At 74.5% G+C, this 24,491-nt stretch carries 25 protein-coding genes; 13 read left to right on the plus strand and 12 right to left on the minus strand.

Annotated features, from left to right (window positions below; all coding sequences use genetic code 11):
• Positions 1 to 60: 60 nt before the first annotated feature.
• The 3 genes from JS756_RS06025 to JS756_RS06035 all read right to left on the minus strand — a co-directional run bounded on the left by JS756_RS06025 (position 61) and on the right by JS756_RS06035 (position 1,012).
• Positions 61 to 408: a VOC family protein gene (locus tag JS756_RS06025; RefSeq protein WP_205381892.1), complete on the minus strand. Its 348-nt coding sequence runs from the start codon at positions 406 to 408 to the stop codon at positions 61 to 63.
• 119 nt (positions 409 to 527) lie between these two features.
• Positions 528 to 665 carry a hypothetical protein gene (locus JS756_RS06030; RefSeq protein ID WP_205381893.1) on the minus strand — a complete coding sequence of 46 codons (138 nt, stop codon included), beginning with the start codon at positions 663 to 665 and terminating at the stop codon, positions 528 to 530.
• Positions 662 to 1,012 carry a hypothetical protein gene (locus JS756_RS06035; RefSeq protein WP_205381894.1) on the minus strand — a complete coding sequence of 117 codons (351 nt, stop codon included), beginning with the start codon at positions 1,010 to 1,012 and terminating at the stop codon, positions 662 to 664. Before JS756_RS06035 ends, JS756_RS06030 begins: the two co-directional genes overlap by 4 nt.
• 211 nt (positions 1,013 to 1,223) lie before the next feature.
• Between JS756_RS06035 and JS756_RS06040 the strand changes: the two genes are divergently transcribed.
• The 10 genes from JS756_RS06040 (at position 1,224) to JS756_RS06085 (ending at position 10,454) form a co-directional block, all read left to right on the plus strand.
• Positions 1,224 to 1,511 (plus strand): ArsR family transcriptional regulator, encoded by a 288-nt coding sequence (locus JS756_RS06040; protein WP_205381895.1) that lies wholly within the window; start codon positions 1,224 to 1,226, stop codon positions 1,509 to 1,511.
• 341 nt (positions 1,512 to 1,852) lie between these two features.
• Positions 1,853 to 2,818 carry an SMP-30/gluconolactonase/LRE family protein gene (locus JS756_RS06045; protein WP_205381896.1) on the plus strand — a complete coding sequence of 322 codons (966 nt, stop codon included), beginning with the start codon at positions 1,853 to 1,855 and terminating at the stop codon, positions 2,816 to 2,818.
• A 90-nt stretch (positions 2,819 to 2,908) separates the two neighbouring features.
• Positions 2,909 to 3,370, plus strand: a complete 462-nt coding sequence (locus JS756_RS06050; protein WP_205381897.1) for a FluC/FEX family fluoride channel — start codon at positions 2,909 to 2,911, stop codon at positions 3,368 to 3,370.
• The gene (locus JS756_RS06055; protein ID WP_205381898.1) at positions 3,367 to 3,747 is read left to right on the plus strand and encodes a DUF190 domain-containing protein; all 381 of its coding nucleotides are present in this window, start codon (positions 3,367 to 3,369) and stop codon (positions 3,745 to 3,747) included. The genes JS756_RS06050 and JS756_RS06055 overlap by 4 nt, the downstream gene beginning before the upstream one ends.
• On the plus strand, positions 3,744 to 4,118 hold the full coding sequence (gene crcB, locus JS756_RS06060) for a fluoride efflux transporter CrcB (protein WP_205381899.1): 375 nt from the start codon (positions 3,744 to 3,746) through the stop codon (positions 4,116 to 4,118). Before JS756_RS06055 ends, crcB begins: the two co-directional genes overlap by 4 nt.
• A 948-nt stretch (positions 4,119 to 5,066) precedes the next feature.
• Entirely contained in the window at positions 5,067 to 5,903 is an 837-nt protein-coding gene (locus JS756_RS06065) for an undecaprenyl-diphosphate phosphatase (RefSeq protein WP_205381900.1), read from the plus strand.
• A 167-nt stretch (positions 5,904 to 6,070) separates the two neighbouring features.
• Positions 6,071 to 6,748 (plus strand): FadR/GntR family transcriptional regulator, encoded by a 678-nt coding sequence (locus JS756_RS06070; protein WP_205382074.1) that lies wholly within the window; start codon positions 6,071 to 6,073, stop codon positions 6,746 to 6,748.
• A 251-nt stretch (positions 6,749 to 6,999) separates the two neighbouring features.
• Positions 7,000 to 8,016, plus strand: coding sequence for an asparaginase (locus JS756_RS06075; RefSeq protein WP_205382075.1), 1,017 nt, complete (start codon positions 7,000 to 7,002; stop codon positions 8,014 to 8,016).
• 59 nt (positions 8,017 to 8,075) lie between these two features.
• Positions 8,076 to 9,485, plus strand: coding sequence for an aspartate ammonia-lyase (aspA, locus tag JS756_RS06080; protein ID WP_205381901.1), 1,410 nt, complete (start codon positions 8,076 to 8,078; stop codon positions 9,483 to 9,485).
• A 45-nt stretch (positions 9,486 to 9,530) separates the two neighbouring features.
• Complete coding sequence (locus JS756_RS06085; protein ID WP_205381902.1) at positions 9,531 to 10,454, plus strand: glutaminase; 924 nt, start codon at positions 9,531 to 9,533, stop codon at positions 10,452 to 10,454.
• A gap of 566 nt (positions 10,455 to 11,020) precedes the next feature.
• On the opposite strand, the gene JS756_RS06090 is transcribed toward JS756_RS06085, so the two are convergent.
• The 3 genes from JS756_RS06090 to rho all read right to left on the minus strand — a co-directional run bounded on the left by JS756_RS06090 (position 11,021) and on the right by rho (position 14,416).
• Positions 11,021 to 11,503 carry a hypothetical protein gene (locus JS756_RS06090; RefSeq protein WP_205381903.1) on the minus strand — a complete coding sequence of 161 codons (483 nt, stop codon included), beginning with the start codon at positions 11,501 to 11,503 and terminating at the stop codon, positions 11,021 to 11,023.
• Positions 11,457 to 12,761 (minus strand): D-alanyl-D-alanine carboxypeptidase family protein, encoded by a 1,305-nt coding sequence (locus tag JS756_RS06095; protein ID WP_205381904.1) that lies wholly within the window; start codon positions 12,759 to 12,761, stop codon positions 11,457 to 11,459. Before JS756_RS06095 ends, JS756_RS06090 begins: the two co-directional genes overlap by 47 nt.
• Before the next feature lie 509 nt (positions 12,762 to 13,270).
• Positions 13,271 to 14,416 carry a transcription termination factor Rho gene (rho, locus tag JS756_RS06100; RefSeq protein ID WP_205381905.1) on the minus strand — a complete coding sequence of 382 codons (1,146 nt, stop codon included), beginning with the start codon at positions 14,414 to 14,416 and terminating at the stop codon, positions 13,271 to 13,273.
• Positions 14,417 to 15,031: 615 nt separating this feature from the next.
• Here rho and JS756_RS06105 point away from each other — a divergent pair.
• Together JS756_RS06105 and JS756_RS06110 are read left to right on the plus strand one after the other, a co-directional pair.
• The gene (locus JS756_RS06105) at positions 15,032 to 16,240 is read left to right on the plus strand and encodes a cytochrome P450 family protein (protein WP_205382076.1); all 1,209 of its coding nucleotides are present in this window, start codon (positions 15,032 to 15,034) and stop codon (positions 16,238 to 16,240) included.
• Positions 16,241 to 16,295: 55 nt separating this feature from the next.
• A complete protein-coding gene (locus tag JS756_RS06110) occupies positions 16,296 to 17,021 on the plus strand; it encodes a class I SAM-dependent methyltransferase (protein WP_205381906.1) in 726 nt (241 codons plus the stop codon).
• 207 nt (positions 17,022 to 17,228) lie between these two features.
• Here the strand turns inward: JS756_RS06110 and JS756_RS06115 are convergent, their stop codons facing one another.
• From JS756_RS06115 to JS756_RS06140, 6 genes are all read right to left on the minus strand, one after another.
• A complete protein-coding gene (locus JS756_RS06115) occupies positions 17,229 to 18,092 on the minus strand; it encodes a winged helix-turn-helix domain-containing protein (RefSeq protein ID WP_205381907.1) in 864 nt (287 codons plus the stop codon).
• 130 nt (positions 18,093 to 18,222) lie between these two features.
• Positions 18,223 to 19,395, minus strand: a complete 1,173-nt coding sequence (locus JS756_RS06120; RefSeq protein WP_205381908.1) for a serine hydrolase domain-containing protein — start codon at positions 19,393 to 19,395, stop codon at positions 18,223 to 18,225.
• A gap of 118 nt (positions 19,396 to 19,513) precedes the next feature.
• Positions 19,514 to 20,482, minus strand: coding sequence for an acetylxylan esterase (locus tag JS756_RS06125; RefSeq protein ID WP_205381909.1), 969 nt, complete (start codon positions 20,480 to 20,482; stop codon positions 19,514 to 19,516).
• Between the two features lie 461 nt (positions 20,483 to 20,943).
• On the minus strand, positions 20,944 to 21,537 hold the full coding sequence (locus JS756_RS06130) for an Rv1733c family protein (protein WP_205381910.1): 594 nt from the start codon (positions 21,535 to 21,537) through the stop codon (positions 20,944 to 20,946).
• Between the two features lie 135 nt (positions 21,538 to 21,672).
• The gene (locus tag JS756_RS06135) at positions 21,673 to 22,428 is read right to left on the minus strand and encodes a ferredoxin reductase (protein WP_205381911.1); all 756 of its coding nucleotides are present in this window, start codon (positions 22,426 to 22,428) and stop codon (positions 21,673 to 21,675) included.
• On the minus strand, positions 22,421 to 23,044 hold the full coding sequence (locus JS756_RS06140; RefSeq protein ID WP_205381912.1) for a sulfite oxidase-like oxidoreductase: 624 nt from the start codon (positions 23,042 to 23,044) through the stop codon (positions 22,421 to 22,423). Before JS756_RS06140 ends, JS756_RS06135 begins: the two co-directional genes overlap by 8 nt.
• Before the next feature lie 642 nt (positions 23,045 to 23,686).
• Between JS756_RS06140 and JS756_RS06145 the strand changes: the two genes are divergently transcribed.
• Positions 23,687 to 24,487, plus strand: coding sequence for a putative protein N(5)-glutamine methyltransferase (locus JS756_RS06145; RefSeq protein ID WP_205381913.1), 801 nt, complete (start codon positions 23,687 to 23,689; stop codon positions 24,485 to 24,487).
• Positions 24,488 to 24,491 lie beyond the last annotated feature (4 nt).

Raw genomic sequence — 24,491 nt, forward strand, 5'->3', positions numbered from 1 at the left:
TGCACGGTAACACCGGAACGGCCACCAGTTGAGTGTGCAACTAGTTCCGGGGCAGGGGACTCACGCGCCGTCCTGCAGCAGCCCCACCAGGTTGCCGTCCGGGTCCTTCACCGAGGCGATCAGCCGCCCGCCGCCGACGTCCTGCACGTCCTGCAGCAGCTCTGCGCCCGCCCGGAGCATCGCGGCCAGCCGGTCCCGGATGTCGTCCACGTGCCAGTAGGGCACCGGCCCCGTCATGCCCTTGGCGTGGCCGTTCGGGTCGAGCCCGACATCCTGTCCGGCGGCCTTGTACCCCACGTAGTACGCCTCGTCCGCGTACGGTTCCACCCCCAGCAGCGCGGCGAACAGGGGCTTCGCCCGCTCCAGGTCCTTGACCGGGTAGATGATCGTCTGGACGCCGGCGGTCATGGCACTCACTCCTTCTGGTGGTATCGCCCGACAGGTCGTCGTCGGTTCTCTCACGCTAGGCCCGGGGAGCCCGCCGGGGCTTCTTCGATCCTGACCGGTCGCGGGCTCCCGTCCCCGCCTCACTCGTTGTGCAGGACCTCGGAGACCGTGAGCCGGGCCGCCCGCCGGGCCGGGACCGCCGCCGCGCCCACGGCCGCGATCAGGACACCCGCCAGGGCCGGCAGCCCGACGGTGGGCGCATCCCGGACGTCCGTCATCGAATCAGGGCCTCGTCGTCGGAGCGCGCGATCACGTGGGCCGCGCCCGGCAGCCCCTCCAGCAGCGACTGGATCGCGCGGTCGCCGTGCGTCGGGAGAACCTCCTTGCCGTCGTGGTGGCTGCCCACGTACACCGTCACGTCGTAGGTGGTGCGACCGCCGTCGTAGCCGGCCGGCGTCATCGCCGGGCCCGACGCGAACACCACTGTCGACACCCCGAGGAGCACGGCCGACTTGCCCGCCGGCGTGCCCGACGGCGTGTCGAGCGGGCAACCGAGGGCGGCCCCGGGACGCAGATCATCGTTCAGGGCGACCGCCGACCACGACGGGGTTCGGCCACCGTCCACCCGGCGTGCGGTCCGGTCGCGTGAGGGGGTACGGCCGCGCCGCTCCCGAGGGCCCGGCCGTTTCGGCGACCCGACCCGAACGGGCTTTGCTCGCACGGCCGTTCGGTACCGGACAAAGGACCGGAAGGCCCGGACAGAGCGGCCCGGCATACGGAACAGTGGGAAGACGCGGTGTGAGGCAGCCCCGACGGAAGGGACGGAGGGGAGCGCGATGCTGAGGACTCCCGTCAGTGACCGGCGCCTGGACATCCTGGAGCGGCTCAAGGATCCCTGCGCACACTTCCCGCCGGAGTGGCGGGGCGACCCGGCCGAGGACGGCGTCACCGCGCAGGCGGTCGCCGCCGCGCTGGGCGTCCCCCGCCGCGTCGCCGAGAGCGATCTCACGCTGCTGGCGCGCATAGGTCTGCTGCGCACACGGCACGTCCGGCGCCGCACGCTGTACCGCCGGGACGAGATACGCATCGCCGAGGTGGCGAGGATGTTCGAAAAGGGCTGGTGAGCCTCCGACGGCGACCAACGGGGGCGCCAGAGCGACCGTGCCGCAGACGGCGAGGGGTCCACGGCTCGGCGCCCGTCACGCCACCGGCGAGCGCGGTTCATGGGCCACAGCGGCCGCGGCACGCCCCGCGGCCACCGGGGACGACCTCCCCGGACGGCTGTCTCGGACGGCCTGCCCGGACCGCAGCACGCCGGCAGGGCCACGGGACGTCGGCGCGGGTTCTCCCGCGCCTGCCTGTACCGGCCCGTCGACCGGCGTCGGCCGACGGCGTCCCTCGGCTCCCCCCGTTCCCTCCGGTCGGCCCTAAGGTGGGCGGCACACCCGGCGAAGGGCAGGCACCCATGGACCGACCTGAGGAACTCGTCCCGCTCCACTACCTCCGCCTCCCCGGCCGCGGCCCCGAGGACGTCGTCGCCGACGGGCAGGGAAGAATCCTCACCGGACTGGAGGACGGGCGCATCGTGCGCGTCTCCGGGCTCGCGGAGCCCGGAACACCGGTGCGCACCGAGGTGCTCGCCGAGACAGGGGGCCGGCCCCTCGGGCTCGAACTCCCCCCGGACGGCGACCTGCTGGTGTGCGACGCCGAGCGGGGGCTGCTGCGCGTCTCCCTCGGCGACGGCACCGTGCGGGTCCTCGCGGACACGGTGGAGGGCGAACGGATCCGGTTCGCCAGCAACGTCGTCGCCCTGCCCGACGGCAGCGCCTGCTTCACCGTCTCCAGCCGCCGCTACCCCCTGGACCAGTGGATCGGCGACCTCGTCGAACACACCGGCACCGGGCGGCTGCTGCGCCTTCGGCCCGGTCGGCACGAGCCCGAAGTACTGCTGGACGGGCTCCAGTTCGCCAACGGATGCGCAGTGGGCCCCGACGGCTCCTTCCTCGTCGTCGCGGAGACCGGCGCGTACCGACTCACCCGTTACTGGCTCACCGGCCCCCGCGCCGGGAACGCCGAGCCCTTCGCCGAGAACCTGCCAGGCATGCCGGACAACATCTGGCGCGCCGGACCCGACGGCCCGATCTGGGTCGCGCTGGCCGGGCCGCGCGTACCCCCGCTGGACCTGCTGCATCGCGCCGGCCCCGGAGTCCGTCGAGGCGCCGCCCGCGCGGCCGTGCACGCACCCTTCCGCCCCATGGGCGGTGTCGCCGTCCTCGCCGTCGGTGACGACGGCCGCATCCTGCACCACCTCGCCCGCCGCCGTTCCGGCTTCCGCATGGTCACCAGCGTCTGCGCGGTGGGGGAGCGGCTCGTCCTGGGCAGCCTGTGGGAGCCGGGCGTCGCCGTGTGCGCCGCCCCGGAAGCGAAGTGACCCCCGCCGGGGCCGCGGGATAGGGTGAGGACCGGCCATGATCACCCCCCCGGCGGTGCGGTCGGGGGGTCCAGTAGGAGACGTACGACGATGACAGCCCCGGGAGCCGAGAGCCTCCGCGTCCGGACGCGCGCGCCGTGGCGGTCCGCGTGGCGGGCGCAGATCCCCGTCCTCGCGGCGGTGGCGCTCGGCGGCGGTGCCGGTGCCGCCGCCCGGTACGGGGTCTCGCTCTGGGGGGCCTCGCCGGCCGGCGGGTTTCCCTGGCAGACCTTCTGGACCAACGTCGCCGGCTGCGCGGTGATAGGCGTGTTCATGGTCCTGATCACCGAGGCGCTCGCCGCCCACCGGCTCGTGCGGCCCTTCTTCGGCACCGGCGTCCTCGGAGGGTTCACCACCTTCTCCACCTACGCCGTCGACATCCAGAAACTGGTCGACACCGGCCATGCGCGCACCGCGCTGGCCTACCTGGCGGCGACCCCGCTCGCGGCGCTGGCCGCGGTCTGGGCCGCCGCCGCGGCGACCCGGCGCGTCCTGACCTGGAGGCAGCGATGACGAGGCTGACCGGCCGCGCCCTGCGCGTGACCGTCTTCATCGGCGAGAACGACACCTGGCACCACAAACCGCTCTACAGCGAGATCGTCCACCGCGCCCACGCCGCCGGCCTCGCCGGGGCCAGCGTCTTCCGCGGCATCGAGGGCTTCGGCGCCTCGTCCCTGATCCACACCCAGCGGCTGCTGTCGCTGAGCGAGGACCTGCCGGTGGCGGTCGTCGTCGTCGACACCGAGGAGCGCGTCCGGGCCTTCCTGCCGCAGCTCGACGAACTCGTCACGGAAGGCCTGGTGATCCTCGACGACTGCGAGGTCATCCGGTACGTCGGCCGCGGCACCGGCTCCGGCACGACGGACGCGAAGGGTGAGAACTCGTTGTGAACTGGCTGCTGGTCGTCGGCGGCGGCATGATCGGCGCCCCCCTGCGCTACCTCACCGACCGCGCGGTGCAGTCCCGCCACGATTCGGTCTTCCCCTGGGGCACCTTCGCCGTCAACGTCACCGGCTGCCTGCTCCTCGGCCTGTTGACCGGCGCCGCGGTCGCCGGCGCCGCCGGCTCCCACCTGCGGCTGTTGCTCGGCACGGGGCTGTGCGGCGCCCTGTCCACGTACTCGACCTTCTCCTACGAGACGCTGCGGCTGACCGAGACCGGAGCCCGGTTCTACGCGGTCCTCAACGTCGCGGCGAGCATCGCGGCCGGCCTGGGAGCGGCCTTCCTGGGCGTGACCCTCGCCCGCGGGCTGTGGGCCTGAGGGTCCTCCGGTCGCCCTGCTCGCAGAAGCGCGTCGCACCGGGCGGTTCGGCCGACCTCGCCGGACGCCGCTCGTCGGTGTCACCTCGTCACCAGGCCCGCTGCCGTGCGCGGCCCCGGCCGGCCCCCTGTCACACGCGTGTGAGCCTGGTTCCCGCGCGCCCGGAGCGCCTGCCGTGGCCCCCGTGTACGCCGGCTCGCCCGCGCACGTACAACTGCACCAGACCGCTCGCGGCAGCGCCACGGCGGTCGGACCGACCGGGCCGGTTCGCCGCAGGGGCCACAGCCCGGCGAGCCCGGCGAGCACCGCCACGGCCGTGAGCACCCGGAGGCCGGGGCCGACGAACTGCACGGCGAGAAGCCGGAGTCCCTCCGCCCCGGGCGGCTGGATCCATGAGGTCGGGTCGCCGGGTGCGAAGAGATCACGGCGAGCGACAGCACGGCACGGGTGCCGTGCCCACTGCTACCGCCCGGCACCGCCGGGCCCGCGGCCGGGACGGGCCCCCGCAGCCGCGCGGGCCGGTCCGGCCACGCGGATCGGGTGCCGTTCCCGACTCGGCGGTCCGGCGAGCCCCTGTCCCCGGCGGCGGGTGTGCCGTCGGCGAGCCCCCGGCGCGGGCGGACGGTGCCCTTCGGCGAGGCTGCCCGGGGCCCGCGCTCGGGCGGCCGGTGGCACGTCCGCCACGCGCGCGGGGGGTCGTGCGGACGTCCCCGCGCGCCTCGGGGCGCCGGGCACGCTCACCCGCCGCACGGTGCCCGGTCCGTTCGTTTCCGTCCGGGGCGGGTGCGGCCGTACGCCGTGTGTGCGCACCCGCACCGCACGCCCCGGCACCCGCCCTCCGGGCGCACGGCGCTACCGTCCGCCACGTACCCGGGGCGCGGTCTCTTGCCCCCGTGTAGTAAGACTGTCCCCGCCGCACCCGCCCCACCCTGAGAAGAACTGGATCCCATGAGCGCCATCAGCGTCGGTCAGGCCGTCGTCCTCGGAATCGTCGAGGGGGTGACCGAATTCCTGCCCGTCTCCTCCACCGGCCATCTCAAGATCGCCGAGGGGCTCATGGACATTCCCGTGGACGACGCCGCCGTGGTCGGATTCTCGGCCGTCATCCAGGTCGGGGCGATCGCCGCCGTGCTCCTGTACTTCTTCAAGGACATCGTGCGGATCGTCTCCGCCTGGTTCCGCGGGCTGCAGGACAAGGAGGAGCGCTACCACCACGACTACAAGTTCGCCTGGTGGGTGATCTACGCCACCCTCCCGATCGTCGTCGTGGGCCTCGCCGCGAAGCCGCTCATCGAGGGCCCGCTCGCCTCGCTGTGGGTGGTGGCCGGCTCGCTGATCCTCGGCAGCGGTGTGATGTGGGCGGCCGACCAGATGGGCCGCCACAAGCGCGGAGAGGACGACACCTCTCTGAAGGACGCGATGCTGGTCGGCAGCTCGCAGATCCTCGCCCTGCTCTTCCCCGGGTTCTCCCGCTCCGGCGCCACCATGTCCACCGCTCTCATGCTCGACCTGGACCGCGTCGCCGCCACCCGCCTGTCCTTCTTCCTGGGCATCCCCGCGCTCACCGGTGCCGGCCTGTACGAGCTGAAGGACGCCCTGGGTGCCGGGGTGGGCGCCGCACCACTGGCCGTGGGCACCGCGGTCTCCTTCGTCGTGGCCTACGCCTCCATCGCCTGGCTGCTGAAGTTCGTGGCCAAGCACTCCTTCAACGCCTTCGTGCTGTACCGCATCGTGATCGGCGTGGCGCTGTTCGGCCTGCTCGGCGCGGGCGTGCTCGACAGCTGAGCCGCGGTCGCGCCCTCGGGGGCGGGGAACCTGTTCGTCCAGGTTCCCCGCCCCCGGATTCTTGTTCGCATCCGTCTTGACACCGAGGTCCGGCCACCCGGAGTATCACTCCCGTGAACCTGTCAGACAGCCAGACAGCTGGTCAGGGTCCCCGGCGCGTCAGCGCCATGGAGGCCGTGCTGGCGCACCTGCGCCACGCCATCGAGCACGGCGAGTACGCGATCGGCGACAAACTGCCCTCCGAGGCCGAGCTGTGCCGCACCCTGGAGGTTTCCCGGCCGGTGCTGCGCGAGGCGCTGCGCGCCCTGCAGACCATGGGCCTGACCGTCTCCAGGACCGGCAAGGGCACCTTCGTGGTCGCCAACGCGGTGGAGGACCCCACCTTCGGCGACTACGCGGCCAGTGACCTGCTGGAGGTCCGCCGCCACATCGAGATCCCGGTCGCCGGATACGCCGCGGCGCGCCGCACCCGGGAGGACCTCGACCACATCGAGCATCTGCTGGACCGCATGGAGCACGAGTCCGACACCACCGCGTGGGTGGCCATGGACACCCTCTTCCATCTCGCGATCGCCGAAGCCTCCCAGAACCCCGTCTTCCGCCGGGTGATCGAGGAGATCAGGGATGCCCTGGCCCGCCAGTCCGCGTTCCTCAACGAGGTCGGCGGACGGCGTGACCGGGGCCACCGCGAGCACGTGGCGATCTACGAGGCCCTGCTGGACGGCAGCGAGAGCGACGCCGTGGAGGCCATGCGGTTCCACCTCGACGGCGTCGAGAACACCCTCACGACGATCGTGCGCTCCGCCCAGCAGGACGCCCCGGCGGACGGCGGGCCCCCGGTATGAGCGAGCAGTCGCGGCGGCCGGGCGTCCCCTGCGCCGGACCCGTGGCGCCGGCCCCGCCCGCCGCCGGCCCCGCGCCGGTCCCCGCCGCCGGCCGTGCCGGACCCACCACCGGGCCGTCCGCGCCGCCGCACGCGGGCGGCGCGGCCGCCGGCCGGACCGGCCTCCGCGGGCCCGTCTCCCGCACCTCTTCCAGGGCCGCCGCGCGCACCCCCGCGCCCGGCCACGACAACCCACCAGTGATCCAGGCAGTGATGTACAGCAGCTCTCCAGCGGACGCACCCCTTGTCCGTGAACCCCTCCACGCCCCCGTAGCCCACCTCGTCCGCGGCGGGGTGATCGAGGGCATCCACTACGGCTCGGTCGTCGTCCTCGGTACCGGCGGCGACGTCGAACTCCAGCTCGGCGACATCGAGGTGGCCTTCTACCCGCGCTCGGCGCTCAAGCCCGTCCAGGCCGTCGCCATGGTCCGGGCCGGGCTGCCGCTGGAGGGCGACCTGCTGTCGCTCGCCGCGGCCAGCCACTCCGGCGAGGAACGCCACCTCGCCGGGACCCGGCGGATCCTGGAGCTGGCCCGGCTCACCGAGGCCGACCTGCGCAACATCCCCGACCTGCCGTTCGACCCGGTGGTACGGGACGCGTGGATCCGCGAGGGGCGCATGCCCGGCCGGCTCGCGCAGAACTGCTCCGGCAAGCACGCCGCGATGCTGTACACCTGCCGGCTCAACGGCTGGTCCCTGCACGACTACCTCGACCCCGGCCACCCGCTGCAGAAGGCCGTCGCGGAGGTCGTCGAGGAACTCACCGGGCAGCGGGTCGCCCAGGTGACGGTCGACGGCTGCGGCGCGCCCCTGTTCTCCGTCTCCCTGCACGGCCTCGCCCGCGCCGCGGCCCGCATCACCGCCGCCCCGCCCGGCACGCCCGAGGCGAAGGTGGCCGACGCGATGCGCGAGCACGCCGAGATGGCGTCCGGCTCCGGCCGTGACGTGGCCGCGCTGATGCGGGCCGTGCCCGGACTGCTCGCCAAGGACGGCTTCGAGGGTGTGCAGGTCGCCGCGCTTCCCGACGGCCGCGCCGTCGCCGTCAAGATCGCCGACGGCGCCGACCGCGCCCGCATACCCGTGGCCGCCGCCGCCGTCGCCCGGGCAGGCGTCGAGCCCGGGCTGCTCACCGAGTTCGCGGGCGAGCCGCTGCTCGGCGGTGGGGTGCCGGTCGGCCGTGTCCACCCGGTGCGCGCCCTGGACCCGCTCGCCGCGCCGACCGGGGCCTGACCGCCGCCCCGCCCGCCCTCTCGTACTCCCCGCACCTCGGAAAGAGGACCCACACCGCCATGACCGCCGCCACCCGCAGCGAACACGACCTCCTGGGCGAGCGCGACGTCCCCGCCGGCGCGTACTGGGGCATCCACACCCTGCGCGCCACGGAGAACTTCCCGATCACCGGCACCCCCATCTCCGCCCACCCCCACCTGATCGACGCCCTCGCCGCCGTGAAGGAGGCCGCTGCCCTCGCCAACGAGGAACTCGGCCTGCTGGAGCCGGAGAAGGCCGCCGCGATCGTCGCCGCCTGCCGCGAGATCCGCGGGGGTGCCCTGCACGACCAGTTCGTCGTCGACGTCGTGCAGGGCGGCGCCGGTACCTCGACCAACATGAACGCCAACGAGGTGGTCGCCAACCGGGCGCTGGAACTGCTCGGCTCCGCCAAGGGCCAGTACGCCCGTCTGCACCCCAACGAGGACGTCAACCGCGGTCAGTCGACCAACGACGTGTACCCGACCGCCGTCAAGATCGCGACGGTGTTCGCGGTCCGGGGCCTGCTCAGGGCGATGTCCGTGCTGCAGGACGCCTTCGCCCGCAAGGCCGTCGAGTTCCGCGACGTGCTCAAGATGGGCCGCACCCAGTTGCAGGACGCGGTGCCGATGACCCTCGGCCAGGAGTTCTCCGCGTTCGCCGTCATGATCGAGGAGGACCGCAGCCGTCTCGCCGAGGCCGTCGAACTCATCCATGAGATCAACCTCGGTGCCACGGCCATCGGCACCGGCCTCAACGCGCCCGCCGGATACGCTGAGGCCGTCCGCCGCCATCTCGCCGACATCACCGGCCTCCCGCTGGTCACCGCCGCCAACCTGGTCGAGGCCACCCAGGACTGCGGGGCGTTCGTCCAGATGTCCGGCGTGCTCAAGCGCATAGCGGTCAAGCTCTCCAAGAGCTGCAACGACCTGCGCCTGCTGTCCTCCGGCCCCCGCGCGGGCCTCGGCGAGATCAACCTGCCGCCGGTGCAGGCCGGTTCGTCCATCATGCCCGGCAAGGTCAACCCGGTGATCCCCGAGGTCGTCAACCAGGTCGCCTTCCAGGTCATCGGCAACGACGTCACCATCACCATGGCCGCCGAGGCCGGACAGCTCCAGCTCAACGCCTTCGAGCCGGTCATCCTCCACTCCCTTTCCGAGTCCATCACCCATCTGCGCGCCGCCTGCCTCACCCTGGCCGAGCGCTGCGTGTCCGGCATCACCGCCAACACCGAGGTGCTGCGGGCGAGCGTGGAGAGCTCCATCGGCCTGGTCACGGCGCTCAACCCGCACATCGGGTACACGGCCGCCACCGACATCGCCAAGGAGGCACTCGTCACCGGTCGGGGCGTCGCCGAACTCGTCCTGGAGAAGGGGCTGCTGCCGGCCGACCGACTCGCCGCGCTGCTCCGTCCCGAAGTCGTCGCCGGCAGCGGCGCACGGCTTGCCTGACCTGCGAAAGCGCGCCAGAACCGGCCCGGAGGCAGAATAGTGATCATGACGTCGTCGATGACCTTCGAGCCGGTCCTGAAGCGCATCGCCAGGGAGGTCGAGCAGTTGCCCGGCCGCGGGCGTCCCGCCGACTACATCCCGGTCCTCGCCGCCCGTGACCCCCGCCGCTTCGGCATGGCCGTGGCGGAGCTGGACGGCACGGTGTACGGCGTCGGGGACTGGCGCGAGCCGTTCTCCGCGCAGTCCATCACCAAGGTCTTCACGCTCGCCCTCGACCTCGCCCGCGAGGGCGACGCCCTGTGGGAGCACGTGGGCCGCGAGCCCTCCGGCAACCCGTTCAACTCCCTGGTGCAGCTGGAGTACGAGAACGGCATCCCGCGGAATCCTTTCATCAACGCGGGCGCCCTCGTCGTCACCGACCGCCTGCACACCCGCACCGGCGACGCTGCCGGCGAGCTGCTGGCGTTCCTGCGCGCCGAGAGCGGCAACCCCGGCCTCGGCTTCGACACCCAGGTCGCCGCCTCCGAGAACGCCCACGGCGACCGGAACGCGGCCCTCGCCCATTTCATGGCCGCCTACGGCAACATCGGCAACCCCGTCCCCGAACTCCTCGACCAGTACTTCCGCCAGTGCTCGATCAGCGCCTCCTGCGCCGACCTGGCCCTGGCGACCGGCTTCCTGGCCCGGCACGGCATCCGCGCGGACGGCGGCCGGCTGCTCACCCGCAGCCAGGCCAAGCAGGTCAACGCCGTGATGCTGACCTGCGGGACCTACGACGCGGCGGGCGAATTCGCCTACCGCGTCGGCTTGCCCGGCAAGAGCGGCGTCGGCGGCGGCATCATCGCCGTCGTCCCCGGCCGCTGCACCCTGTGCGTATGGAGTCCCGGCCTCGACGAGCGCGGCAACTCGGTGGCGGGGGTGGCCGCTCTGGACCGGTTCACCACACTGACCGGCCTGTCCGTGTTCTGACCGGGACGCCGCCGCGACGGCCGCGTGCCGGCCCGCCCGCGCACCCTGGTGATCCGGTTGAGGACGAGGCGCCCCGTCCGTCCGTCGAGATCGTCTGCATGGTCCGGCGGAGGAAGCACCGGCCTGTGGGCCCAGGACCTGCCCAGGAGCCCATGGACCTGCCCGCGGGCCCCGGCCGCTCCGGCCCGACGGGGCCACCGGTCCCCGTCCTGTGAGCCGGCGGCCGACCCCGCCGGGTTTCCCGCTCTCCCGGACCTCCGCACCCCCTCGGGTGCCCGCGGCCCTCGTGTCCCGTCCCGGGCCCGCCGGCGATGCGGCCCGGCCCGGTTCGGCCGGCCGCCCCGGCAGACGGCGCCCGCCCCGGGCCCCGTTGAGGCGTCCCCGCCGATCAGTCCCCGCAGGGGGCTTCGCCGGCAGCGGAGCCGGAGGCGGGGAACGAGGGACCGGACCGTCACCGGGGTCCTCGCGCTCACCGTCCTCCCCGGCGGCGGCCCCGCGGACCTCGGCCGGTCGGTGCCGGCCGTGTCGGGCGGCGCGCTCGCCCTCGTCGTGCTGTGGCAGGCCCGTCAGGCGGTGCGGGCCCCGGCACCGGGACCGGCGGCGTGAGGGGCCCGCGCACCGACCGCGGCCGCCTGATGCTCGTCCTCGCCCTCGCCGCGGCCGTCCTCCCCGCCCAGGCCGCGCAAGCGGTACCAGTCCCTGCAGGGCGTCCTCGCCCGGCTCGGCGAACCGCACCGCCTCCTGTGGGCGGTCGCCGTGCTGGCCGTGCTCGGCGTGTGGGCCCGGCGGGCCCGCCGCGCGGTGGTGGCGGGTGACCGGCGGGCGGCCCTCGCGCTCACCGGGCTCGCCGCCTGCCTGGTCAGCCCGGTCACCTGGGTGCACCATCTGGTGTGGCTGCTCCCGGCCTTCGCGGTGCTGATCCGCGCCGGTCGCCCGCGGACCGCGGGCACCCTGTACGCGGTGCTGTGCAGCAGCGTGGTGTGGCTGTGGTTCGACGACGCCTCAGGGATCGGCGGCTTCCTGGGCGGAAGCACGTACACGTGGATCACGCTCGGCCTGCTCCTGCTCCTGCTCCTGCTCCTGCTCCTGCTCCTGCGGCTGCCGGCCGGTCACGTCCCCGCCGACGGGACGTACCGCGCGCCGCAGCGCCAATGCCGTGCCCGCCGCCCCCGCACCGGCTGCGCCCGCGATCGCCGCCATCGGACCCCAGCCCGCGCCGCTCTCCCCGTCGTCCGCCGTGGCCGCGGCGGCCGAGACCGGGTCCGCCGAGACCGGAGCCGCCGCCGGCCCGGCCTGCGGCCCGGCCCTCTCCCCGTCCAGCGAACCCACCGGATCCACCAGCCCGTCCGCGGCGAACCCCCAGTCCAGCAGGGCGCGCGCCTCCTCGTAGACGGCGAGCCCGCCGCCCTCCTGAGGGTTCATCACGGTGACCACCAGGGTCCGCCCGTCCCGGCGGGCCGCGGCGACGAGGGTGTTCCCCGCGTGGCTGGTGTAGCCGTTCTTGATGCCGATCAGCCCCGGGTACCGCCCCACGCCGTCGGCGCCGGTCAGCAGCCGGTTGGTGTTCGCGATGCCGTACGACCCCCCGTGGGCCCCCGGGAAGAGGGCCGAGACCGTGCCGCAGTAGCGGGCGAAGTCCGCGTTGCGCAGTCCGGCCCGGCCGAACACGGCGAGGTCGTACGCCGACGACACCTGGCCCGGCGCGTCGTACCCGTCGGGGGAGACCACGCGGGTGTCGCGGGCGCCGAGGGTGCGGGCCTCAGCCTGCATCTGGGCGGTGGTGGCCTCCCAGCCTCCGTTGAGCGCGGCGAGCACGTGCACCGCGTCGTTGCCCGAGTTGAGGAACACCCCGCGCCACAGGTCGGCGATGCTGTACGTCTGCCCCTCGGCCACGCCGACCAGGCTGCTGCCGGGGCCGATGCCCCGCAGTTCGTCCTCGCTGACGGTGTGCCGCAGTCCGGCCGGCAGCCTCGGCAGCACGGTGAGGGCGAACAGCGTCTTGAGGGTGCTGGCCGGTGGCAGCCTGCGGTGGGCGTCGTGCGCCGCGAGCACCTCCCCGGTGCCGGCGTCGGAGACCAGCCACGACAGCGCGGAGACGTCCGGCACTCGGGGCGCCCCGGCCCGCGGGCGGACCTGGGTGCCGGGCCGGTCGAGCGGCGACGGCTGCGGTCGGCCCGCCCTCGGTTGCCCCGGCGTCGGCTCCGCCGCGTCCCCGGCGGCCGCCGCGAGCGGCGCGAGCGCGAGCCCTCCGGTGAGGGTGAGGGCGCAGACCGACAGACACGTCCGAGAGCAAATCCCGTTGATCATATGAATCAACCTAGGAACTGACGCTCTGTCCGCCAGGCGGGACGGGCCGAACGCCGCGCGCGAGCACCCGGATGCCGCACCGCCCCCGCGTCGTCCGCCCGGCCGGAATCCGGCAGGCGGCGCGACGGGCGAACGCCTGTGCCCCGATGTGACGGTGCGACAGGGGGGGCGGAACAGGCCTGCCGGGGACGGAACAGGGCGCAACGGCCCGCACGGCCGGAACCGGCCCGAGCGGATCGAACGAGGGCGGGCGGGATACCGGAACCGGGACGGGCGCCGACACGGGGGTGGGGGAGGGCCGGATCACGATCGGCCCGCAGCACGCGACGCCCCGGTCGATCTCAGCGCCCTGCCGGTCACCCCCGGGGGGCCGGGTCCGCTCCGACGACGGCCTGGCCTTCCGCAAGCGTCGCTCCGCCGAGTCCGGGGCCGTCGTGCATGCCGACGGGACGATCCGGACGAATACCGGCCCCGTGGAGGCCGAGCGGCGCCGAGCCGGGGTGGGACCCTCACACCGATGGCAGAGCCGGCCGGATCCGGCGCAGGAAAACGGCGTTGTCGGGCGTCTCGCGCAGCTTCTCCAGCAGGGCCTCCGTGCGGGCGTGGCCGTCACGGGTCCGCAGAGCCCGCCGCAGTCCCGCCACGGCCGTCGACTCGGCGGCAGAGAGCAGGAGTTCCTCGCGGCGGGTGCCGGACCGCTCGACGTCGACGGCCGGGAACAGCCGCCGGGAGGCCAGTTCCCGGTCGAGGCGGAGCTCCATGTTCCCGGTGCTCTTCAGCTCCTCGAAGAAGAGGTCGTCGGCGCGGGACCCGGTCTCGACCAGGGCCGTGGCGAGGAGGGTGAGGGAGCCGCCCTCCTCGGCCGACCTGGCGGCACCGAAGAGCTTCTTCGGCCCGTGCAGTGCGGCGGCGTCGACGCCACCGCTGAGCGTGCGGCCCCCGGCGGCGGCAGCGTGGTTGTGCGCCCGGCACAGCCGGGTGAGGGAGTCGAGCAGGACGACGACGTCCTCGCCGTCCTCCACGAGCCTCCGCGCCCGCTCGATCACGAGCTCGGCCAGGGCGATGTGCTGCCGCGGCGCACGATCGAAGGTGGAGGCGTACACCTCGCCCCGCACGGAACGCCGCATGTCGGTGACCTCCTCGGGCCGCTCGTCGAGCAGCACCACCATCAGCCGGCACTCGGGGTGGTTGCCGGCGACGGCGGCCGCGATCTGCTGGAGCAGTACGGTCTTGCCGGTCTTCGGCGGCGCGACGATCAGCCCGCGCTGCCCCTTGCCGACGGGCGCGATCAGGTCGACGACCCGCCCGGTGAGTCCCGCGGCGGGGTGCTCCAGCCGCAGGCGCCGGTCGGGGTGCAACGGTGTCAGGTCGCCGAAACGGCGCCGCCCGCGCAGCGCGTCGGGCGTGCGGCCGCCCACGCGGACGATGTCGGTGACGCCCGCACGGCCGCCGTGCGGACCCTCGACGAGGTCGCCCGTGCGCAGGCCGTACCGGCGGATCAGCGCGGCCGGGACCTGGGGGTCGGCGGGGGAGGGCAGGCAGGTCGTGGCGGAGCGCAGATGGCCCTTGCCGCTGCCGTCGACGTCCAGGACACCGATGACGGGCCGTGCGGCGGAGGGCTGGTGCAGGGGCGGGTTGTCGAGTGTGGTGGTCACGGTGGTCGGTCGGTCCTTTCCCGGACTGGGGCACGAGGCAAGGGGGTGAAGGAGACGCCGCGCACGTCAGGACGGCGGGCAAGCGCGCCTTCGGCGGCGGGAACGGTCGCTCGGGCGCGACGGGTCGAGGCCGTCGCCACGGGAGCGATCCGGAAGATCCGCGGGGCTCGGCCGGACTCCGTGAGAGTCCGCGGGACTTCGCGACCGTCCGAGGGAACCGTGAGAACCCGAAGGGTCCGCGAGAATCCGGAAGAGCCCGTGAGAGGAGTGATGTGAAGAGACCGTGGACGGTCTGTCTGCACGTCGCCCGCGACGGGGCGTACAAACGTGCTGCCGTCACTGTACCACCGGCCGGCTGCGATCCGGCACGTCTCCTTTCGGCGCCCTCGCCTGCGGCGGGACCTCCCCCTGACGCGGCGGCGTTCCGGCGAGCGTCCCCAGGCCCCGTCGGCGCGGACGCGGGTACCCGGCACGGCAGGTGAGCGCGTGGCCGGAGCCCCGCTTCCCGGCCCTTCCCCGGGCTGGGTCGTACGGGCAGAATCGAACGGCGCTTTCCGTGTCACTCCGCTTCGCCGAGGAGCCCAGGTGGATCACCAGCCCGTCCCGCCCCACCGCATGGACGCCGCCGGCGGCTGTCCCCACGCCGCCAACGCGGCACTTCTGGAACGTGGTTCGGTCGTGCCGGTGGTGCTGCCCGGCAGGATCGAGGGGCGGGCCGTGGTCGGGCACGAGGCGCTCCGGGAGTTCCTCGCACACTCCGAGGTCGCCAAGGGCCCGGAGCACTTCACGGCTCTGCGCGAGGGGCGCATCCCGGCGGGTTGGCCGCTGATGACGTTCGCGACCGTGCCGGGCATGACCACGGCCGACGGCGACGACCACCGGCGGCTGCGCGGGCTGGTCAGCCGGGCCTTCACCCCCCGCCGTGTCGAGGAACTTCGGCCCCGGATAGTAGAGTTGACGGATCGTCTGCTGGAGGACCTGGCCCGTTCGGCGGAGGAGAGCGGCGGCGACGCCGACCTGCGCCGCCATGTCGCGCTGCCTCTGCCGATGGGAGTGATCGGTGAACTGCTCGGTGTGGGTGCCGAGTACCGCGACCGACTGCACCGCCTGTCCGGCCAGGTCGTAGCCACCGACATCGACCCCGCCGAGGCGATCACAGCCAACCGCGAACTCGTCGCCCTCCTGGGCGAGATCGCCGCCGCCAAGGCCGAGCACCCCGGGGACGACCTCACCAGTGCCCTGATCGCGGCCCGGGACGAGGGAGGCGACCGGCTCGACGGGCAGGAACTCATCGGCACCATGCTGCTGATGGTCATCGCCGGCCATGAGACCACCCTCAACCTCATCACCAACGCCGTGCGGGCCCTGTGCGCGCACCGCGACCAACTCGCACGGGTCCGCGAGGGCGAGGCGGGCTGGGACGACGTCGTCGAGGAGACGCTGCGCTGGGACGCCCCCGTCAGCTATTTCCCCTTCCGCTACCCCGTCCGGGACCTCACCCTCGACGGCACGGTCCTTCCGCGGGGTCTTCCCGTGCTCGCGGGGTACTCCGCCGCCGGGCGCGACCCGGCCGTGTACGGACCGGACGCCGACCGGTTCGACGTGACCCGCCCGTCCCGCGCCTCGGCGGCCCGCCACCTGTCCCTGGGGCACGGCACCCACTACTGCCTGGGCGCCCCCCTGGCCCGGCTGGAGGCCACGGTCGCCCTGGAACGCCTCTTCACCCGCTTCCCGGACCTGGACCTCGCCGTCCCCGACTCCGAACTGCCCCGGCTGCCGAGTTTCGTCGGCAACAGCGTCGGCGCGCTGCCCGTGCGGATCTGACCGCCCGGGCGACGCGCGGAAGGCCCGATGCCCCTCGCTGGTAGCGTGTCCAGGGATGTTCAGCCCCGAAGGCCCCACCTTGCGCGAACTCGCGGTGCAGGCGCTGTCGTCCGTCGAGCGCGGCTACGACCTGCTCGCGCCGAAGTTCGACCACACCCCGTTCCGGACGCCCCACGCCGTCCTCGACGCCGTCGCCGCGGCGCTGGAGGACGCCGGCCCCTTCGAGGACGGCCTGGACCTGTGCTGCGGCACGGGCGCCGGCGCGGACGTGCTGGCCCGCCTGTGCCGCACCAGCGTGACCGGCGTCGACTTCAGCGCCGGCATGCTGGAGGTGGCCCGCAGCCGTGCGCGGGGCGCGCACCCGCGCACGGCATGGGTGCGCGCCGACGCCCGCGCCCTGCCGTTCGCCGCCGCCTTCGACCTGGTGGTGAGCTTCGGTGCGTTCGGGCACTTCCTGCCCGGCGAACTGCCCGGCCTGTTCCGCCAGGTGCGCAGCGTGCTGCGTCCCGGCGGCCGGTTCGCCTTCCCGATCCTCGCCCCGCCCCGCCCGACCACGCCCGCCTACTGGATGCTGCTGGGCTTCGACACCGCGATGCGGGTGCGCAACGCGGTGTGGCGCCCGCCGTTCGTCATGTACTACCGCGCCTTCCGGCTCGGGGACGTGCGCCGCGAGCTGGAGCGTGCGGGGTTCGCCGTGGAACTGCGCCCGCTGACCGAGTTCGGGCGGCGCCGCGACGGCAGCCCTCGCGTGCGGATGGTCCTGGCCCGGCGCGAGGCATAGCGCCCGACACCCGCTTCCCCTCCGGCGCGCGGCTCATTCCGCGGGCACCGGGAGCCGCCCGTGGCTTTGACCGGGTGGACGGCGGGGACGGGCGCGGCCCGATCCGGAGCGCGGGCGCCGCACGGGCCGGCCGGGCCCGAGGACGTCGCACTCCGGCGGTGGCGACCCGGGCGGGCGGTCCGCGGGACGGCACCGCCGGTCGTGTCGTCAGCCGGCGGAGGGAAGGGTGAACTCGTAGACCAGCGCGTCGTCCTCCCGGATGTCCACGAACAGGTCGGTGATCTCCAGCGGACGGCCGTACTGGTCGTGCACGTGCCGGGTCACCCGCATCGACAGGGCGTCGTCGAGGCTCGTGATGGAGTCGCGGTGGTGCAGGCTGAGCCCGGCCCGGCGCATCCAGTCGTAGGCGCGCCGCAGCTGGGCCGAGGTGGTGCCGTCGGCCCGGCCCCGGTAGCGGGCCAGCTCCTCCACCTCCGACAGCGCGACGGTGGAGAAGGAGGTGACCGCCGTACGCCGCCCGCGCCCCGCGGCGGCGGCCGACTCGTAGCGGTGCACCAGAGTCGGCCGGTGCGGGGCCAGTCCGAGGGCCTGCGCGTGCTCCGGCGGCGGCGCCTCCCAGGCCACCGTGGTCCGGTCCGGTCCGTCCGGATGCGGGCTGCGCGCACCGACCGGGAACGTCAGTGCGGCGGGATGCTCGACGGGCGGCCCGGGCAGGGCGGCGTGGCTGCCGCGCCGGTCGGTGGCGACCAGCCCGCGGCGGCGCAGCACCTCCAGCGCCTGGCGGACGGTCTCCCGGCTGACGCCGAAGTGCTCGGCCAGCTGCCGTTCGCCCGGCAGCCGCTCGCCGGGCGGAACGGTGCCGTCCCGCAGCTCGCCGAGCAGCTCCGTCGCGACGCGCCAGTACAGCGGCGGCTCCTCACGCGGATGGTCGAGCCCGAGCCGCCGCGGGGCGGGGCGGTCGAGCGGAGGGCGGGCGTCGTACGGGGGCAGGGCGCCGAGCGGGTGCCGGCCTCCGAAGGAGTCCCGGTGATCGAGGGTGTGCGGGGGGTCGTACGGGGTGGTGCGGGCCATGCCGCGCCTCCTGTTGGTGACGTGCCGTGTCCGTGCGGGTTCGGTGCGCCACCAGATCTAGCATTGGTCTAAACCACTTGGGAAGAGAAGTCGCCCTGTTCGGCTGAAAGCGGACTGCCCGCAGCCGGACCTACAGCACGCTGTACAGGGCGTCGACCAGTGCCGTCTTCCTGGGGTCGTCGGCGATACGGGGCCCCATCGCGTTCATCGCGTACCCCAGGGACACGCCCGCCTCCGGGTCCGCCAGGCCGCACGAGCCGCCGAAGCCGTCGTGTCCGAAAGCGCGCGGGTTCGGTCCGTACGAGCCGTTGGCCCCGCTCAGCCACAGGCCGAGCCCGATCTCCGTCTCGTGCTCGAACCCGGCTCCCAGGACCAGGTCCCGGCAGCTGCCCTGCCCCTCACGCACCCGCTCGGCCGCCTCCGGCGACAGGATCCGGTGGCCGTCGTACGTCCCCCGGCCCGCGAGAATGCCGTACAGCGCCGCGATCGCGCGGGCGGTGCCGTGGCCGTTCGCGGCCGGGATCTCGGCGGCCCGCCACCGGGGCGTGCCGGCGTGGGCGGCACCCACCAGCGGATTGGCCAGGGCGGCGAGCGCGGCGGGTGGCAGCTGGCCGAACGACGCGGGGGTGCCCCCTCCGGCGGCCGCCGCCCGCGGGTGGACCAGTTCCGCCGCCCGGTCGGCGTCCTTCTCCGGCAGCCCGATGGTGAACTCGATGCCGAGCGGTCCGGTCACCTCCCGCTCCAGGAAGGCCCCCGGCAGCAGCCCCGCCACCCGCCGCACCACCTCCCCGACCAGGAAGCCGTAGGTGAGCGCGTGGTAGCCCGAACGGGAACCCGGCTCCCACCAGGGCTCGGTGGCGGCCAGCCGGGCCGTCGTCAGCTCCCAGTCGCACAGGTCCTCGAACGAGTGCGGTTCGCGCAGGCCGGCCAGGCCCGCGCGGTGGGAGAGCAGATGCCGCACCAGGACCTTCTCCTTGCCGGCCGCGGCGAACTCCGGCCAGTACGCGGCCACCGGGGCGTCCAGGTCGAGCAGCCCCCGGTCGGCCAGGATGTGCGCGCACAGCGCCACCGGTCCCTTCGTGGTCGACCACACGTTGACCACCGTGTCCTGCTCCCACGGCCGGGTGCGTGCCGCGTCGGCCCAGCCGCCCCACAGGTCGACGACCCGCCTGCCGTCCACGCTCACCGCCACGCCGGCACCCAGCTCGCCCCGGCCCCGGAAGTTCTCCTCGAACGCCGCGCGCACCGCACTGAAGCGCGGGTCGCAGTGGCCGTGGATCCGTGGTGCCTCGTGCTCGCTCATCGGTCCTCCGTGTCGACGGGAAGAGGCCGCTCCGTCGCGGCCCGTGACCCCTGAACATACCGACTGGTCGGACCAGAGAAAAGGGCTGCGGCGGGCCGTGCGGCACCCGCCCCGGCACTCAGGCGTACGAGCGCAGCCAGCGCAGCTTGGCCGCCTCGTGGTGAGGGCCGCCGCCCTCGTGGTCGTTGAAGTCGTACACCTCGACGGCCTTGTCCTCGTGCGCCCAGGCGTTGTATGCGGCGAAGACCGTGGAGGGCGGGCAGGTCTGGTCCTCCAGGCCCACCGAGAACAGGGCGGGGGCCCGGCCGCGGGCGGCGAAGTGCACCCCGTCGAAGTAGGAGAGGGTGCGCAGGGCCTCCCCGGAACGGCCCCGGTGCGTCCTGAGGTACAGGCCGATCTCCCGGTACGGATGCCGGTCCGTCAGGGTCGTGGCGCGCGGGAAGTCGCACAGGAACGGCACGTCCGGGGCGACCGCGACGAGGTCGGGAACCAGGCCGCCCACGGCCAGTGCGATACCGCCCCCCTGGCTGGCACCGACGGCGGCGGTCCGCGTCGCGTCGGTCTGCGGATGCGAGCGGGCCGCCTCGACCGCCCGCACGGCGTCCGTGAACACCCGCCGGTAGTAGTAGTTCTCGGGTGCGTCGATGCCCCGGGTCATGAAGCCCGGGTAGGCCGGCCCGCCGCCCAGCGGATCCGCGGTGCCCCCGCCGCCGCCCCAGGCGCTGCCCTGGCCGCGTGTGTCCATCACGAAGTGCGCGCGCCCGGCCGACGCCCACAGCAGATGCTCGTGCGGCAGCCCGCGCCCGCCGCCGTACCCGACGAACTCCACGACCAGCGGCAGCGGTTCCCCGGCGCCGGCCGGCAGGATCAACCAGCCCTTCACCGGGTGACCGCCGAAGCCGGCGAACGTCACGTCGTACACCGTCACCGTGGTCAGTCCCGTGTCGACCGGCTCGAACCGGGCATCCAGGTCGTGCTCCCGCGTCTCCTGCAGGGTCTTCGACCAGAACGCGTCGAAGTCCTCCGGCGCGACGGAGGTGCTGCGGTAGCCGCGGAGCTCGTCGAGCGGAAGGTCGAACAGGGCCATGCGGGACCGCCTTCACGTGCGGGGACATGCGGACGATCACACCGTAGGCGGTGGACGGGAGCGCCTTCCACCCCCACCGCCCGGCGGCGGAGACCCCGGCGCGCAGCCCTTGCGGCGCGCCGCCCCCCGCTTCCCGGGGCCGGCCGCCTCAGCGGAGTTCGCCCGCGTCCGAGCCGGTGTCGGGGCAGGCGGCGCCCGCCCGTCGAGGAGCGGCGTCCGGTGTGTGCTCCGGGGGTACCCCGTGCCCGAAGAGCCTGGCGGGAGAGCGGGCCGTAAGACCGGAAGTCCGCGTACGGGACACACTCGGGTGCTCGGCCGGCGAGGCGGGCGAGGTAGCCTCCGGCGTCCTTGGGGCAGCGGCGAAGGCATCTCCTGGGGCAGTGGTGGGGGTACCTCCCGCGCCTTGGGGCAGTGGGGGAGCGCGCCGGGTGTCGTGAGGGGGCGAACGCCGCCCGGCGGCACTAGATCTCGCCGCGGCTCCGCCGGGTCCACTCCGGCTCGGTCAGGGCCCAGTCCCGGTCCCACTCGGCCATCCGGCGCCGCATCGCCCCCCGGCGCACCGCGGACTGCGCGAGAAGGACCGTCGCCGCCGTGGCGCCGGCGGCGCAGATGCCCAAGGTGAACGCGTGCTGCCAGGCCGCCGTCGCACCGGGCGGTGGCGGTACGTTCCGCCCGGCGGAGTCGAACCACACGTCGACCGTGTCGCCGCTGCGCGTCCCGGCCGGGACGCGGACCTCGGACGTCCTTGTCCGCCCGCCCTCATCCGTCCAGCGCGCCTCGACACTGAAGGTCCGCGGGGTCGCGCCCTCCATCGCCGGCGGCCTGTCCGGCGTCGTGCCGACGACCTTCGCACTGACCCGGTGGCGATCCGCGCGCTGCTGTGCCGCCATGGCCTCCGCGTCGTCATGGGCCCACCAGCCGGTGACCACCCCGGCCAGGGGGGCGCCCAGCACCAGCAGGACGGTCACGGCCAGCGCCGTCCAGGCTTCCACGATGTCCGACCGGCGCCGCAGCGGGTTGCGCTGCCGGCGCCGGGCGCGCGCCCGGCTTCGCATGTCGACCTCCTCGCCGTCACGCCCGCGAGTGCCCACACGGTGTGTACTCCATCCAGAGGACAATGTTCACCGTACTCGCGCAAATGGGCGGGTCGAGCGCAAGACGGGGGTGGGCGGGGGCAGCGGTGCGGCGCGTCAGCCGAAGCGCTCGATGCGGATGCGGTCCACGGGCTGGCCGGCCCCGACGAGAAGGCGCGCCGCGTGCTCGGCGAAGGCGTTCGAGCCGCAGACGTAGGCCTCCCATCCGCCGTCGGGGGCATCCGCCACCACGGGCGCAACATGGGCGGCCGTGAGCCGTCCGATCGGCACACCGGGCGGCGCGCTGCGCGTGAACACGGGCGTCGTCTCAGCGCCGTACTCCCGCGCGTAGATCAGCTCCCGCGGGCTGCGCGCCGACACCAGCAGCCGCAGCGGGGCGGCGAGGGCACGCGCCCGGTGGTGCCGCACCATCGACATCAGCGGTACGACACCGGAGCCGGCGCCGAGGAGCAGTGCGGGCCGGTCACCGGGCCAGGCGAAGAAGCCGCTGAGCGGGCCGCGCACCTCCACCCGGTCGCCGACCTCGGCCACCGTGTGGAACCAGCCGGACACCTCGCCGCCTTCGACGTGGTCCAGGGTCAGCTCGATGTGCCCGGTGTCGTCGGGCGCGGAGGCGAGGGAGTAGTGGCGCTGGGCGGTGTATCCGTCGGCGGCCCGCAGCCGCAGCATCAGGTGCTGGCCGGGCAGATGACCCGCCCAGCCCGGCACGGCCAGCCGGAAGCTCGTCGCACGGGGGGTCTCGCGGCGGATCCCGCTGATCGTGGCGGTCTGCCACACGGAGGCCGCCCGGCCGCCGACCTCGATCCGGCCGGGCACCGCGAAACGCGTCGGGGGAGTGAAGGTCTCAGTCACCGGAGTACCGCTGCTCCTCCCAGGGGTTGCCGCGGGCGTGGTAGCCGTTCCGCTCCCAGAAGCCGGGCTGGTCGTGATCGAGGAGCTGCAGGCCGGCGATCCACTTGGCGCTCTTCCAGAAGTACAGGTGCGGCACCAGCAGGCGTGCCGGGCCGCCGTGCTCGGGAGCGAGGGGCCGCCCGTCCTGGGTGAAGGCGATCCAGGCCCGACCGCCGGTGAGGTCCGCCAGTGGCAGGTTCGCGGTATAGCCGGTGTGGGAGTACGCCACCGCGTGCGTGGCCGAGGGGTCGGGGCGGACCTCCGCCAGGAAGACGTCCAGGGGCACGCCCGAGAACCGCATCCCGAACTTCGACCAGCCCGTCACGCAGTGGACGGCACCCTCGTACACCGACCCGGGCAGCTCCTGCGCCTGGGCCCAGTCCCAGGTCCTCGGCCGGGTCACCAGCCCGTCGATCCGGAAGGTCCACTCCTCGGCCGTGAGCATGGGCGTGACCTCGGCGGACAGCACGGGCCAGTCGTCGCGGGCGTCGTACTGCCCGGGTGGGAGGACGGGGCCGGAGGCACCGCTCGCGCCCTGCGGTCGGGCGCGTCCGGTGAAGCCGCGGGTGACGTTCATGGTTCAACCGTACGGGGTCGCGGACGGTGCTCCGTTCCCTCCCCGGGGCGCGCCCGCGATCCGGTCCCGGGCTCCCTCCGGCCCGGCGGCGTCCGGGCGTTGCCGCACACGGATACTCCGCGAACCGGGCCGGATCCTCCCCGCCCGCCGGCCCGCCGGCCCGCCCGGCGGGGAAGGCGGCACGGCGGCCGTCCGCGACCTGTGTCAGGACACGGCGCTCGGCGTCGGCCGGGCGCAGGACCCGCACCCGGTGGCCGACGGGGTTCCCGCGGCCCCGATCGGCCCGCCGTGCGCCGTGCCCGCCGTGCCCGACGCACCGGCCCGCCCGCTTGCCGTGCCCACCGCGCACACGGAACCCCCACCGGAACGGGCCGGGACGGCCCCGGGGCCGGAGGCCGGGTCGAGGGCCGGGGCGGCAGCCGGCGTGACGGCCGGGGAGGAGATCGAGGGCGGGCCGGGGAGGCGGTCGGCGTCCTGTCGCCGGCCGGGGTAGGGTGGCGGTTCGTCCGCGGAGCGTCCGCGGCAGGCAAACGAGGAGGTGAGACCCATTCCCGCCATGTCAGGTCGGGTGCTCTCCCCTCGAATCCCCGTCAGCCGCTGACGACGAGAGCGCCCTTCGCCCACGAAAGGCCCTCGGCTCCCATGCCCGTCTCCTTCCCGTCCGCCGCCCCCTCCGACCGGTTCTCGGACGTCGTCGCCGCGCTGCGCGCCGCAGGCTGCGTCTTCGCCGAGGACGAGGCGCGCCTCCTCCTCGGCGCCGCCCGCACCCCCGCCGAACTCACCGCGATGGTGGAGCGCCGGGCGGCCGGACTGCCCCTGGAACACGTCCTCGGCTGGGCCGAGTTCCGCGGTCTGCGTATCGCCGTGGAACCAGGTGTGTTCGTCCCGCGCCGCCGTACCGAGTTCCTCGTCGAGCAGGCGCTGTCCCGCGTCCCGCACGCCGCCGTCGTGGTCGACCTGTGTTGCGGTTCGGGCGCGGTCGGCGCGGCGCTGGCCGCGGCCCTCGGGGTCGTGGAACTGCACGCCGCCGACGTCGACCCGGCCGCGGTGCGCTGCGCCCGCCGCAACACGGCCGGGCACGGCGGCCGGGTGCACACCGGCGACCTGTTCTCGGCGCTGCCCGTCGACCTGCGCGGCCGGATCCACATCCTCGCCGCGAACGTGCCCTACGTCCCCACGGCCGAGGTGGCCCTGCTCCCCGCCGAGGCGCGGGACCACGAACCGCTGACCGCGCTGGACGGCGGTTCCGACGGCCTCGACATCCTGCGGCGGGTCGCCGCCGAGGCGCCCCGCTGGCTCGCCCCCGGCGGCTGCCTCCTCGTCGAGACGAGTGAGCGGCAGGCCCCGGCCGCAGCCGAGGCCTTCGTCCGCGCCGGGCTCGCCGCCGACCCGGTGGTGTCCGCAGAACTGCACTCCCATGTCGTCGTGGGCACCCGGACCTGACGGC

Origin of the sequence: Streptomyces actuosus, assembly GCF_016921115.1 — a bacterium.
Lineage (GTDB): Bacteria > Actinomycetota > Actinomycetes > Streptomycetales > Streptomycetaceae > Streptomyces > Streptomyces actuosus_A.